Here is an 11643-nt window from a genome sequence, read left to right on the forward strand (position 1 = left end):
TTATACTTTCTCCTTAACTCATTGGTAATAATTGTGGAATAACTAGCCAAACATGCTTCACTACCCACAGACCTACGATAGCTAAAATAGCTGCGAGGTTTAAAAGACTGCTACTGTTACTTACTCGTGAAAGTGCAACCAGTATCATTGGTAAGATATATGCAACCCACTGTCCAATCCAGAACATTGTAGCATACTCACCATCGCCTTTAACATAGCCTAAGATAGCTGCAACTTCTTCAGCTTTCATAGCACCGAAAATATACTCTGACATATAAATAATAAATGCCATTAAAGCACTTAATCCTAAAATCGCTCCAAAGAAATTTTTCGTTTCGTCGCTTAATTTAGAACCGCCGAGAAGGATAATTGCCGCAGAACCGGAAGTGTTGCTGCCAAAATCATTTGTGCTGATTCTGTCGGCATCTGCCATAATTCTCTTGCTGTTGCTTCAGCCATAATACCGGCAGTATAAAGTGTTACTGGAATTGCCAGCAGCGTTACCCAAAAAAGTGTTTTATCAAAAAAGGCGGTAGGCTGTTTTGTCAGCAAACATTTCTCTTTTCTGATCATTACTGCAATCATGACAAATTCAAGACCTACAAAGAGTGTTGCCATCCAGGCACCCACTGTAATTGCTGATGTCCAGTGAGGATAAAAGAATATATGCCACATTCTCCACATTTGATGCAGGTCCAACCATGTGAAAACCAGGAAAATATTCATAAAGATAAAAGAAGCAATCATAACCGGCGTTCGCAGTCCGTTCATTTCACTCGGATTTTTCTTTAATAAAAGAAAAAGCATAAATACCAGACCGGTACCGATACTTTTTGCCCACATATTCATTGTTACATACCAACCCCAGAATATATCAGGAATTGCAACATCTAGAGTTACTACAGCATTTGTTGCTGCTAAAGTTTCATGTACCATTAGTGATGCCCCCCTAGTGGAAGTGTTGTAATATTGTTAAACAGGTTATACCCTTCTTCTCTTCTTGATGCAAGAGGATTAAGACTCGCTTGTCCTGCTCCGACATAATAGTGATGAGGATTTGTTCCCTTCTCAGGTTTACGAACCTGTACATCTCTGTGATCTTGAATATATCTTGAAATATTTGATGCAGGATCTTCCAAGTCACCAAAAATATTTGCTTCTACCGGACATGCAACCACACAGGCCGGCATCATCGAAGATGCAATACGGTGTGCACAGTAGGTACATTTATCAGCAGTCTGCGTTTCAGGATCAATGTATATTGCACCGTACGGACAGGCCATTACACAACCGGCACAGCCGATACATCTCTCTTTATCAATGTTTACAATACCATTCTCAATATAGTGAAGAGCGGATACCGGACAAATTCTTTCACATGGTGCATTTTCACAATGATTACATCTAAGAGGGGTGAATGTTCTCTTAGTTTCAGGGAAAGTTCCCACATCTACATATTTAACACGAAGTCTCCATGTACTAAGCGGAACTTCATTTTCCACTTTACATGCGATCTCACAACCTTTACAACCCATACACAGGTGTAAATCAACTAGGAAACCTAATTGCATATATTCTCCTTTGGCCTTCAGTGGCTTTTTTAAGATTTATAACTACGACTTATTAACACTAAAAGAAGCCCTTATGCACGGCATTTCAGGCTTTTTTTACTGTAGATATATTAACGCATGAACCTTAAAGAAGTAATAAAAGAGTGATATATTTTTGATAATTTTTTTGTAATGGGTATATCGGGAAAATTAATATTTCAAAGATTTATATTAGTTATAAAATAAAATTTTATAACTAATATATTATAATCAGATAATTATTTATTTTAGGCGAACACGGACAGACTGTTCATGAGCCGTTAATCCTTCTGTATTTGCAATCAAAGCGCACTCTTCTCCAATCTCATTGATAGCATTTTTACTGAATGAAATAATAGAACTTTTTTTCATAAAATTTTCAACACCAAGCGGTGAATAAAATTTTGCTGTACCCCCAGTAGGAAGCGTGTGGTTTGGTCCTGCAACATAGTCGCCTATAGCTTCAGGTGTGTTGTGTCCCAAGAAATTGCTCCGGCATGCTTGATATACGGCAAAAGTTCAAAAGGGCTCATCGTAGCGACTTCAAGATGTTCGGGCGCTATTTTGTTCATCAAACCAACGGCTTCATCCATATCTTTTGTTACGATGATTGCCCCTCTTTCTTCTATGGATTTTCTGGCTATTTCCTGGCGTGAAAGTTTTGTTAGCCATATTTCAATTTCATCTTTTACAGCATCGGCCAGTTTTTGCGAGGGTGTAATCAAAATAGAACTTGCCATTTCGTCATGTTCTGCCTGAGAAAGCAGATCTATAGCCAAGTGGTTGGCCTTTGCACTCTCATCTGCCAAAATACCTATTTCACTTGGCCCGGCTATCATGTCAATATTGACTTCACCGAAAACCATTTTTTTTGCAGTTGCCACAAAAATATTTCCGGGTCCTGTTATAACATCCACTTTCGGTATTGTCTCGGTTCCATACGCCATTGCGGCAATAGCACTTGCACCACCCACTTTATATACCTCACTCACACCACAAAGATGACAGGCAGCGAGTAAAAGCTCATTTGGTTCATTATCCGGTGTCGGCGTACAGATAATAATATTTTCAACACCTGCAACCTGCGCAGGAATAACATTCATAAGCAAAGATGAGGGGTAAGCTGCTTTTCCTCCCGGAATGTAGAGCCCTGCACTCTCAACCGGAGTCACCTGCTGTCCCAAAATCGTTCCGTTTGCTTCTGTATCAAACCATGATTTCGGTTTTTGCTTTTCATGATATGCTTTTATTCTGTCATAGGCAAGATGCAGGGCATCTTTAAGCTTTTTGTCAATATTTTCATAGGCTTTTTGCATAGATGCCGTCGTTATTTTCAAGTCTGCATCATTTTTTGGTGTCCAGTTGTCAAACTTACTGATATGTGATCGCAAAGCCAGATTTTTATCTGTTTTTATATCTTCAATAATATCATTTACTATGCCGCTTACATGGGCAATATCCATCTTTCCGCGCGCTAAAAGTTCTTCAAACTTTCCATCAAAATCATTATCACTGGATTTTACAAATATCATTACTTTTTCACTCTCTTTTGATTTGTATTAAATTCTTTTTGCACTATCTCTAATGCCTGTAAAAACACATCTTTTTTTGCATATCCCAAAAGTGGCTGAAACATAGGATCACCATTTGGTAACAAAAACCATATTCCCGGAAGGCCCGGAGTATTTTGTGCCAGTACAGCCGGAATATAATCTCTTTTGTCCGTCCATGAACGAACAGCAATAAAATTTTTATTTATCTTTTGCACAACTTTTTCATCTTTAAGTGTTGTTTTATCAAGAAGCAGACAGTATTTGCAAGAGTGACTTGAAATAATAAAAAGAACAGGTTTATGCTCTTTTTGTGCCTGAACCATCCCTTCTTGATAGTCTTTTGCCCAGTGTATCTCATCAGCCATCAGAGATGTTGTGAATACAAATGCCAGTACCAATAATAATTTACCCATGTTTTTTTACCTTTTTTAAGAGTTCTTTTGCACATTCCTGTGCTGATTTTCCAGTAACATCTATGATGATATCTGCCAACTTCAGATACTGAGGTCGTCGTTCATCATAAAGTTTTTTTGCTTTTTTCAAATCAGCAAGCAACGGTCTTTTTTTCAATTTTCTTGTTGCATTGGGGTGTTCTTTTAATCGTTTAATGATAGCATCAAAAGGAGAATCCAATAGAACAATTGTACCTATTTTTTGTAAATTTGTCTGTTTGTAGAAACCGCCGCCGGTAGAAATCAGCGTATCATGTACACTTGTTTCCAGCCATTTTGCAACCCGTTTTTCCAGTTTTCTAAAATACTCTTCACCGTTTTCTTCAAATATCTTTTTAATTTTTCTGTTTTCCATGCTTTCTATAATGTCATCAGTGTCTATCGTCATATACGAAGAATATTTGAGCGCTTCGCGCGCTATACTTCCTTTGCCTACACCCATGAAACCTATCAGTACAATGTTTTTCATTTGATATCCCATACAAATTTAAAATGATTTTATCATATTTAGCATAAAAGTTTTCCATTTATCAACTGTTGGTATAATATCTTCTTTAAAAAATCAACAGTAGGTTTATTATGAAAAACAAAAAGTTTATCACTCTAGGATTTGCATCGGTTGCGACATCAATAGCGCTTATGCTTTCTTCTTCTTTATTTGCAGAGAGTTCCATAAAAGATGCACAGGCTTCTAGACTTCAGGCTTTGGAGAAATTCACGAAAGTCATCAGCATAGTACAACAATATGATGTTGATGATGTAACGATAGAAGAGCTTATAGACAAAGCACTTGACGGTATGATGAAAAATCTTGATGCCCATTCAAATTATCTGACAGAAAAAGATTACAAACGATTAAAAGTACAGACAGAAGGTGAATTTGGCGGTCTGGGAATTACTGTTGGTATGAAAGACGGTGCACTCACAGTTATATCCCCTATTGACGGAACACCGGCAGACAAAGCAGGGCTCAAAGCAGGTGATATAATTTTAAAAATTGACGACAAATCTACTATTGGCATGACTATAGATGAAGCGGTATCCCTTATGCGGGGAAAAGTCGGAGAACCTATTGATTTGCTCATCGTCAGAGAGGGAGAACTCAAGCCTCTTTCTATCCATATTGTCCGTGATATAATCAAAATAGAATCTGTACACGCAAAAGTAATAAATAATGATATTTTATACATACGCGTTGCCAGTTTTGACAAAAAAGTTGTAGAAGATGTTACGAAAGAGATAAATAAACGCAAAGCTTCCACTAAAGGTATTATTTTAGATTTAAGAAACAATCCCGGCGGATTACTTGACCAGGCAGTAGGTCTGGTTGACTCTTTTGTAGACAGCGGCGTGATAGTTTCCCAAAAAGGAAGACGAAAAATTGAAAACAAAACCTACAGCGCTCATGCCTCAAATACTCTGACAAAGGTTCCTTTGGTTGTTTTAGTCAACGGGGGAAGTGCCAGTGCCAGCGAGATTGTCAGTGGGGCTCTGCAAGACCACAAACGCGCTGTGCTCGTAGGAGAAAACACTTTTGGCAAAGGAAGTGTACAGGTTGTCCTGCCTATTACAAAAACAGAAGCAATAAAACTTACTATTGCCAGATACTACCTCCCAAGCGGAAGAACCATTCAGGCGGTAGGCGTGAAGCCTGACGTAGTCGTTATTCCAGGTGAGCTTAAAACACATAAAAATGAGTTTGCCATAAAAGAAGCAGACCTGAAAAAACATCTGCAGGAAGAACTTGAAAAAGTTGACGGGAAAAAAGAAGAGACTAAAGAAGATAAAAAAGATAAAAAAGATATAATTACGCCAGAAATGCTCAACAAAGACATTCAACTCAAAGAAGCCGTTGACATCATAAAAGCTCTTGTTATAATGAAAGGATAAAAAACGTGAAAAAAAAAGAATTACTTTACGAAGGTAAGGCAAAAAAACTCTACGCGACAGAAGATGAAAATTTAGTCATTTCTGAATTTAAAGATGACTTAACAGCATTTAATGGCGAAAAAAAATCCAGCGAAGTCGGAAAAGGAGCACTGAACAATAAAATTTCTACAGAATTGTTCAAACTCTTGGAAAAGAATGGCATTCCCACTCATTTTGTGAAAATGCTTGATGACAATCACATGCTTCATAAAAAAGTTGATGTTATCCTCATAGAGGTCATTGTCCGCAATATTGCAACGGGAAGTCTTACCCGCAACCTTGGCATTGAAGACGGTACGGTTCTTCCTTTTACTCTTGTAGAGTTTGACTACAAAAATGATGAACTTGGTGATCCTAAACTCAATGACCAGCATGCACTGATTCTTGGACTGGTTGATTTTCAGGATGAGCTTGACAAACTTCGCCGTATGGCTCGACAGGTAAATGATATTTTAAAGCCTTATTTTGCTCAGAAAGGTTTGAATTTAGTTGATTTTAAACTTGAATTCGGAAAAGACAAAGAGGGAAATATCATTCTCATTGATGAAATTTCACCGGACAACTGCCGTTTTTGGGACATACAAAGTGGTGAAAAAATGGATAAAGACAGATTCCGACAAGGACTAGGTGGCGTTACAGTAGCTTACGAGCAGGTATTAAACAGAATTTTAGGAAAATAACAAATGAAAGCAATAGTAAATGTATTTTTAAAAGCAGGCGTATTAGACTCGCAGGGAAAAGCTGTACATCATGCCCTTAACTCTCTGCAATTTGGTAATGTTGAAGATGTTCGTGTAGGCAAACAGATCATACTCAAAATTAATGAAACAGATAAAGAAAAAGCAATGTCTGATGTGACAAAAATGTGTGAAGATCTTTTGGCAAACACCGTAATTGAAGACTATACTATAGAGCTTGTATAATGAAAGTTTCTATTTTACAATTTCCGGGAACGAACTGTGAATATGATACACAGTATGCTTTTGAAAAACTTGGTGCGACAACACAGATAGTATGGCACAAATCTACAACAATACCCGAAGATACTGATTTGCTTGTAGTAGCAGGAGGATTTTCCTATGGTGATTACCTCAGAAGCGGTGCTATTGCGAAATTCAGCCCTGTTATGTCTGCAGTAAAAGAGTATGCAGAAAATGGCGGAAAAATTTTAGGTATTTGTAACGGTTTTCAGGTTTTAACAGAAGCAAGACTTCTTCCCGGCGCACTGAAGCGGAACGAAGGGCTGCACTTCATTTCAAAACATCACCATCTTCGTGTAGAAAACTGTGACAATGTTTTTTTAAAAAAACTGCATACCGGCGATGTTGTAAATATACCAATAGCACACCATGACGGAAACTATTACATAAATGACGAGGGTCTGGCAGAGCTTGAAGCCAACGGACAAATACTTTTGAAATACACTGACGCAAACGGTGAAATACAAAATCCTAACGGAAGTGTTGCAGGCATTGCTGGTGTTTGCAATAAAGAAAAAAATATTTTTGGCCTTATGCCGCATCCAGAACGCGCTATGGAATCTCTCTTGGGAAGCGATGACGGAATAAAAATGCTAGAAGGATTTTTAGCGTCGTGATCAAAGCACTTTTAATTGCTCTCATTTTCATCACATCACTTTTTGCAAATAAAGTGATTTATCTCAGCTATGATGAAATTCCGACAAGAGTTATTAAAGGTGAAATATTTCCCGTAACTTACAAAACACTCTCAACAGTAAAAAACTTTGATGATGTTTTGTATGAATTTTCAAATCATCAAGGTATCAAAATCCTTGATGAAGCACCCCAGAGAGTGCAAAAAGGAAAGTATTATTTTGATACTTTTCATATGCAGGCAACACAAAAACAGGCAAAACTTCCCGATATTGAAGCTTTTTTAATGGCACCCCATGATTACAACAGCACAACGCTTCAAGGTCCGAACCTTAATGTAATTACACTCAATCCCGGGGAAAACTTTTCCAATATCATAGCCAATAGTTTTACTATTCAAGAGTATAAAACAACAGTGTATGACGATACACACAACATTGTTATATTTGTTGCCTCAGCACAAAACGCTGATCTGAATGAAATCCGTTTTAAACATGTATACAAGCAGGGACTTGAATCAATTTCCGGTAACTACAGGGAAGGGAAGATTATATATTTTGTTATTATTGACAAAAAAATAGAAAATTTTTCTTTTTCCTATTTTAATTTGCTTAAAAATGATTATGCTTTAGTCACAATCCCGATTATAGTCAATGATGACAGTGTTACCACACAAAGTGACTTGCGACCGCGAGACCAGTCACATGATACGATCAAGATGTATATAGCGGCTGCTGTGGCATTCTTAGGTTTTATTCTAATTCTTGTACGTCGTAAATATTTCTATCTGATTTTTATTATCATACCATTAATTTATATAATTTATCTGGCAATACCCCAGAAAAAAGTATGTATCAAAGAGGGTACACCTCTTTATCTGCTGCCGGTAGACAACTCTACTGTATTTGAAACAACACAAACACAATACCATTTAACGAAAGAAGGACAGGTGCGAAACTTTATAAAAGTAAAACTGAAAAACAATAAAATAGGCTGGGTGAAAAATGAAGATACTTGCTCATATTAGTTGGGCTTATGCCACGTTCATTATCTTTACAGGGCTGACTTTTTCCATAATATTATATCCGATTTTACCTCGTCCCTATGCAAGAAAAGCAGTAGCATGGTTTATCAGGCTCACTACATTTTTTTCTACAACAGTCGAAGGAAAAGAAGACCCCAATGCACAAATGTTTTTAGTAAACCACCAAAGTGATTTGGATATCGGTATTTTGGAGACTGTTACAAATAAAGATATAACATGGGTTGCAAAAAAGTCTCTTTTTGATGTACCGTTTTTTGGTTTGGCAATGAGTATGCCAGAAGATATAGAAGTAGAAAGGGAGAGCAAAACATCTCTCATCAAACTGCTTCGTGCTGCCAAAGACAGGCTGAAAAAGAAAAGAGTCATTACAATGTTTCCAGAAGGCACACGTTCAAAAGGAGCCAAAATGCTCCCTTTCAAGTCAGGAGCCAAAGTCATCGCAGATCAATACAAGCTCAAAGTGCAGCCTATCGTTCTTATAGAGACTGCAAAGTGCTATGATCTGAAACGTTTTTATTATGTTCCCCGAAATATAAAAGTTGTTTTTCTTGACTCTTTTATTGCTGATAAAAATGATCCGGACTGGTTAAATGAACTAAGAAAAAAAATGCAAAAGGTATACGATCATGAGCTGGCAAACAATACTAGCAATAGGTAGCGGCGGATTTATCGGAGCAGTATTACGCTCATACATTAACGGGCTTATTTCCCACAGAGTACCGCATGAACTCCCTTTTGGGACACTTGGTGTCAACCTCATAGGAAGTTTTATTATGGGTGCGCTTTTGGCATATTTTATGTATTCAACTTTTTTAACACCCCATATGAAATCTTTTCTCTCAACAGGAATTTTAGGTGCATTGACCACCTATTCCACCTTTGCCATTGAAAGTTTTTTGCTTTTGGAAGGAGGGAGTATCGCGTTGGGGCTTTTAAATATGGCACTGAATGTTTTTGGAACAGTATTTATGGCGGGAAGCGGTTATTATCTCATCAACCATTTTTTCAAATCCTGATGACCTCATCTGCGCACCAGGATGCCAAGTCCATGTCATGGGTAATCAAAAGCATTCCCATTGAGTCAAGATTTTTTATAAGCATTTTCATCACTTCAAGCTGAATCACATTATCGAGTGCCGATGTCGGTTCATCCAGTAAGAGGAGTTGCGGTTGCATAAGCATAGCCCTTATGATAGATGCACGCTGAAGCTGTCCGCCTGAGAGTTCATGCGGCAGTTTTAAAAGCAGATCATACTCAAAACTCATATTTTCCATCAAACTGTTGAGATTATCCAAAGATGCCACATCTTTTATTTGGTGCAATAATGTATAACTCGGATGAAAGGAACTGTAAGGATCTTGAAAAATCTCAGACACCCTTGAAACTTTAATCGTACCGTTTTGTGGTTTGAGATTTCCGAGTATAAGTTCAAAAAGTGTACTTTTACCGGCTCCGCTCTCTCCGACTATAGCCTTTAACTCCCCTGTTTTAAACACAGTGAAAAGTTTTCAAAAAGAGGCTTCTTGTTTGTATAGCCAAAGCTTACATTTTTTATCTCTAAAACAGTATCTTGCAAAAATCAGCTCTCACTTTCTGCAGGATAGGCCTGTTCAAGTTTTTTATACAGCTCATCAGGAGTCACATCAGCGTGCTCTTCCCATATTCTTTTCATCACAACGTTATCTTCTTCACCCTTCCAGATTTTTATATAACTGCCCTCTTTGTATCCGTGATCCTGACGGAACTGATTGAGTATATTTTTTCCTACATAAAGACGATAAAGCGTCTCTAGATTCAGACCGCTCATACTGACCAAATCAAAAAATTCTGATACCAGTTCTTCTAAAGCAATGCTCTCTTTTGAGACAGCAATGCGTATAAGATTTTCAATTTTTTGCATCACATCCTCCTGCGATGCAAATGCTGCAGCATCGGATTCTATGCCACCGAGTGCTTTCAAAGCTGATATGTCTATCGCTATATCTTCGATGCCGCCTTGTAAATTTTTACTGTATTCTTCTATTGCCAGGCTCATAATAAAATGCCAGACATCTATAACTTCAATCTGGTGATTTTGCCAGTCAGGCTCGACATCTATACTCTTCCAATGCTTCCAGCCAAAACTGTCCACCATCTCTGCGCACTCCATATATATACAGCGTTTCCAGTTAATAGACTTGCCGTTTTTTGTTATGCCTTTTGTCCACTCTTCACCATTGGTTGCATCGTTGAGCTGATTTTGCAGTTGCAGCATCAAAAAAATTTTATTATTCATCTGTTTCCTTTTAATCTGGAAGAAATTCATTTCTTTATTTTATCTAATATGCTAGAATTACTTACTTAAAGAGAGAGATTTATGAAAAGAATTAATTGTAGAAAATGTGAATACTATTATGTAACCTGGGAAGCATCAAAACCGCATGGATGCAAAGCGTACGGATTTAAATCCGCACAGATTCCCTCTATGGTGGTTTTAAACAGCAGTGGGGCTGATTGTTCTTTGTTTAAAGTGAAAACGGTTCGTAAATAATTTTTTTTCCAAAACCCAGTCTGTTATCAGTCAATTTAAAATAATGCACTTCTATTTGCCAGAGTTTGGGCATCATTGCCAATGCATACGGAAAGGTTTTAAAATAAAGTTTTTTCAAAGCACTGTTTTGCAGTTGCTTCATTTCCCCCCGAAACTGTAAACCCTCGATTTTTCCGACTTCCTGTGTTTCAAGTAAAATATTCCCTGCAATAAACGGATTTTTTAAAATATGCTTTACATGTAATGTCTCTTCACTGCTTGCTACTATAAAAGAGAGACTCTTCGTGTCATACGCATAAAAAAGGCTGCAAACGCTAAGTTGGTCCCTGTCTGTTGTTGCCAGGCTCATCACATGATGTTTTTGAATAAACGCAGTAATTTTTTTTAACTCTTTTTTCATTTAGTTTTGAAACATAAAATTTTCCAGTTTTTCCGGATCTGTTATATTGCGTTTATCCAGCATCATTTTTGCCGTTTCATCCTGAACAAGTATTTCAAAGATTTCAAAAGGGTTTGTCATGTTATAATAACTCTTAATGAAATCAAGCAATATTGCGAAATTGTCATTTTTTGCTGTGTATCTTTTGTACTCTTTATACTCATTCCAGTTTATATCAGCCACTTATTTTCCTCAATGCATTTTCAAGTCTTTGAACGACCTCTGCCATTTTAGCAGAGCTGAGCGCAAAATTCAAGCGCATAAACCCACTGCCTTCTCTGCCAAAACTGATACCGGGATTAAGTCCGAGTTTTGCTTCTTTGATAAAAAAGCTACGGAGCTCTTTGTCTTTTAAGCCCATACCGTGACAATCAATCCATGCCAGGTAGGTCGCCTCAATCGGTGTTACCTTCATAAAGTGCGGATACTTTTTTGCAAGTGCGCTCAGCATAGAATAGTTTTCATATAAATGAATTTCAATGCTCTAAGCCA

Annotated in this window: 17 protein-coding genes and 2 pseudogenes; 8 read left to right on the forward strand and 11 right to left on the reverse strand. The window is 37.5% G+C overall.

Annotation, left to right across the window (positions count from 1 at the left end):
• Positions 1–13: 13 nt before the first annotated feature.
• The 6 genes and pseudogenes from MLC44_RS10175 to MLC44_RS10200 all read right to left on the reverse strand — a co-directional run bounded on the left by MLC44_RS10175 (position 14) and on the right by MLC44_RS10200 (position 4063).
• On the reverse strand, positions 14–433 hold the full coding sequence (locus MLC44_RS10175; protein WP_434658909.1) for a hypothetical protein: 420 nt from the start codon (positions 431–433) through the stop codon (positions 14–16).
• A complete protein-coding gene (gene nrfD / locus MLC44_RS10180) occupies positions 343–936 on the reverse strand; it encodes an NrfD/PsrC family molybdoenzyme membrane anchor subunit (RefSeq protein ID WP_434657192.1) in 594 nt (197 codons plus the stop codon). Before nrfD ends, MLC44_RS10175 begins: the two co-directional genes overlap by 91 nt.
• Positions 936–1571: a 4Fe-4S dicluster domain-containing protein gene (locus MLC44_RS10185; protein WP_151899823.1), complete on the reverse strand. Its 636-nt coding sequence runs from the start codon at positions 1569–1571 to the stop codon at positions 936–938. Before MLC44_RS10185 ends, nrfD begins: the two co-directional genes overlap by 1 nt.
• 261 nt (positions 1572–1832) lie before the next feature.
• Positions 1833–3121: pseudogene (gene hisD, locus MLC44_RS10190) on the reverse strand (histidinol dehydrogenase).
• The gene (locus tag MLC44_RS10195; protein ID WP_151899821.1) at positions 3121–3555 is read right to left on the reverse strand and encodes a thioredoxin family protein; all 435 of its coding nucleotides are present in this window, start codon (positions 3553–3555) and stop codon (positions 3121–3123) included. The pseudogene hisD and the gene MLC44_RS10195 overlap by 1 nt, the downstream one beginning before the upstream one ends.
• Entirely contained in the window at positions 3548–4063 is a 516-nt protein-coding gene (locus tag MLC44_RS10200; RefSeq protein ID WP_151899820.1) for a shikimate kinase, read from the reverse strand. The genes MLC44_RS10195 and MLC44_RS10200 overlap by 8 nt, the downstream gene beginning before the upstream one ends.
• 110 nt (positions 4064–4173) lie before the next feature.
• On the opposite strand from MLC44_RS10200, the gene MLC44_RS10205 reads away from it, so the two are divergent.
• Genes MLC44_RS10205 through crcB form a run of 7 tightly spaced genes read left to right on the forward strand, consistent with a single transcriptional unit; the run spans position 4174 to position 9197 of the window.
• Positions 4174–5484, forward strand: a complete 1311-nt coding sequence (locus MLC44_RS10205) for a S41 family peptidase (protein ID WP_151899819.1) — start codon at positions 4174–4176, stop codon at positions 5482–5484.
• A gap of 5 nt (positions 5485–5489) precedes the next feature.
• Complete coding sequence (gene purC, locus MLC44_RS10210; protein ID WP_151899818.1) at positions 5490–6203, forward strand: phosphoribosylaminoimidazolesuccinocarboxamide synthase; 714 nt, start codon at positions 5490–5492, stop codon at positions 6201–6203.
• A gap of 3 nt (positions 6204–6206) precedes the next feature.
• The gene (gene purS / locus MLC44_RS10215) at positions 6207–6446 is read left to right on the forward strand and encodes a phosphoribosylformylglycinamidine synthase subunit PurS (protein WP_151899817.1); all 240 of its coding nucleotides are present in this window, start codon (positions 6207–6209) and stop codon (positions 6444–6446) included.
• Positions 6446–7120, forward strand: a complete 675-nt coding sequence (gene purQ, locus MLC44_RS10220; protein WP_151899816.1) for a phosphoribosylformylglycinamidine synthase I — start codon at positions 6446–6448, stop codon at positions 7118–7120. Before purS ends, purQ begins: the two co-directional genes overlap by 1 nt.
• Complete coding sequence (locus tag MLC44_RS10225) at positions 7117–8163, forward strand: hypothetical protein (RefSeq protein ID WP_434657194.1); 1047 nt, start codon at positions 7117–7119, stop codon at positions 8161–8163. The genes purQ and MLC44_RS10225 overlap by 4 nt, the downstream gene beginning before the upstream one ends.
• Positions 8141–8839 (forward strand): lysophospholipid acyltransferase family protein, encoded by a 699-nt coding sequence (locus MLC44_RS10230; protein WP_434657196.1) that lies wholly within the window; start codon positions 8141–8143, stop codon positions 8837–8839. The genes MLC44_RS10225 and MLC44_RS10230 overlap by 23 nt, the downstream gene beginning before the upstream one ends.
• Positions 8808–9197 carry a fluoride efflux transporter CrcB gene (gene crcB, locus MLC44_RS10235; RefSeq protein ID WP_151899813.1) on the forward strand — a complete coding sequence of 130 codons (390 nt, stop codon included), beginning with the start codon at positions 8808–8810 and terminating at the stop codon, positions 9195–9197. Before MLC44_RS10230 ends, crcB begins: the two co-directional genes overlap by 32 nt.
• Here crcB and MLC44_RS10240 read toward each other — a convergent pair.
• Positions 9187–9758, reverse strand: a pseudogene (locus MLC44_RS10240) (ATP-binding cassette domain-containing protein). The gene crcB and the pseudogene MLC44_RS10240 overlap by 11 nt on opposite strands.
• Before the next feature lie 3 nt (positions 9759–9761).
• Positions 9762–10457, reverse strand: coding sequence for a dUTP diphosphatase (locus MLC44_RS10245; RefSeq protein WP_346389893.1), 696 nt, complete (start codon positions 10455–10457; stop codon positions 9762–9764).
• Between the two features lie 81 nt (positions 10458–10538).
• Here MLC44_RS10245 and MLC44_RS10250 point away from each other — a divergent pair, with 81 nt between their 5' ends.
• Positions 10539–10712, forward strand: a complete 174-nt coding sequence (locus MLC44_RS10250) for a uracil-DNA glycosylase (RefSeq protein ID WP_434580140.1) — start codon at positions 10539–10541, stop codon at positions 10710–10712.
• On the opposite strand, the gene MLC44_RS10255 is transcribed toward MLC44_RS10250, so the two are convergent.
• The 3 genes from MLC44_RS10255 to MLC44_RS10265 are packed head-to-tail and all read right to left on the reverse strand — an operon-like array spanning position 10687 to position 11602.
• Positions 10687–11112, reverse strand: a complete 426-nt coding sequence (locus tag MLC44_RS10255; protein ID WP_151899809.1) for a pyridoxamine 5'-phosphate oxidase family protein — start codon at positions 11110–11112, stop codon at positions 10687–10689. The two genes, MLC44_RS10250 and MLC44_RS10255, sit on opposite strands and share 26 nt — an antisense overlap.
• A complete protein-coding gene (locus MLC44_RS10260; RefSeq protein WP_151899808.1) occupies positions 11113–11334 on the reverse strand; it encodes a hypothetical protein in 222 nt (73 codons plus the stop codon).
• Positions 11327–11602 (reverse strand): hypothetical protein, encoded by a 276-nt coding sequence (locus tag MLC44_RS10265; RefSeq protein ID WP_434657200.1) that lies wholly within the window; start codon positions 11600–11602, stop codon positions 11327–11329. Before MLC44_RS10265 ends, MLC44_RS10260 begins: the two co-directional genes overlap by 8 nt.
• Positions 11603–11643 lie beyond the last annotated feature (41 nt).

Source organism: Sulfurimonas sp. NW9, from assembly GCF_051132275.1.
Taxonomy (GTDB): domain Bacteria; phylum Campylobacterota; class Campylobacteria; order Campylobacterales; family Sulfurimonadaceae; genus Sulfurimonas; species Sulfurimonas hydrogeniphila.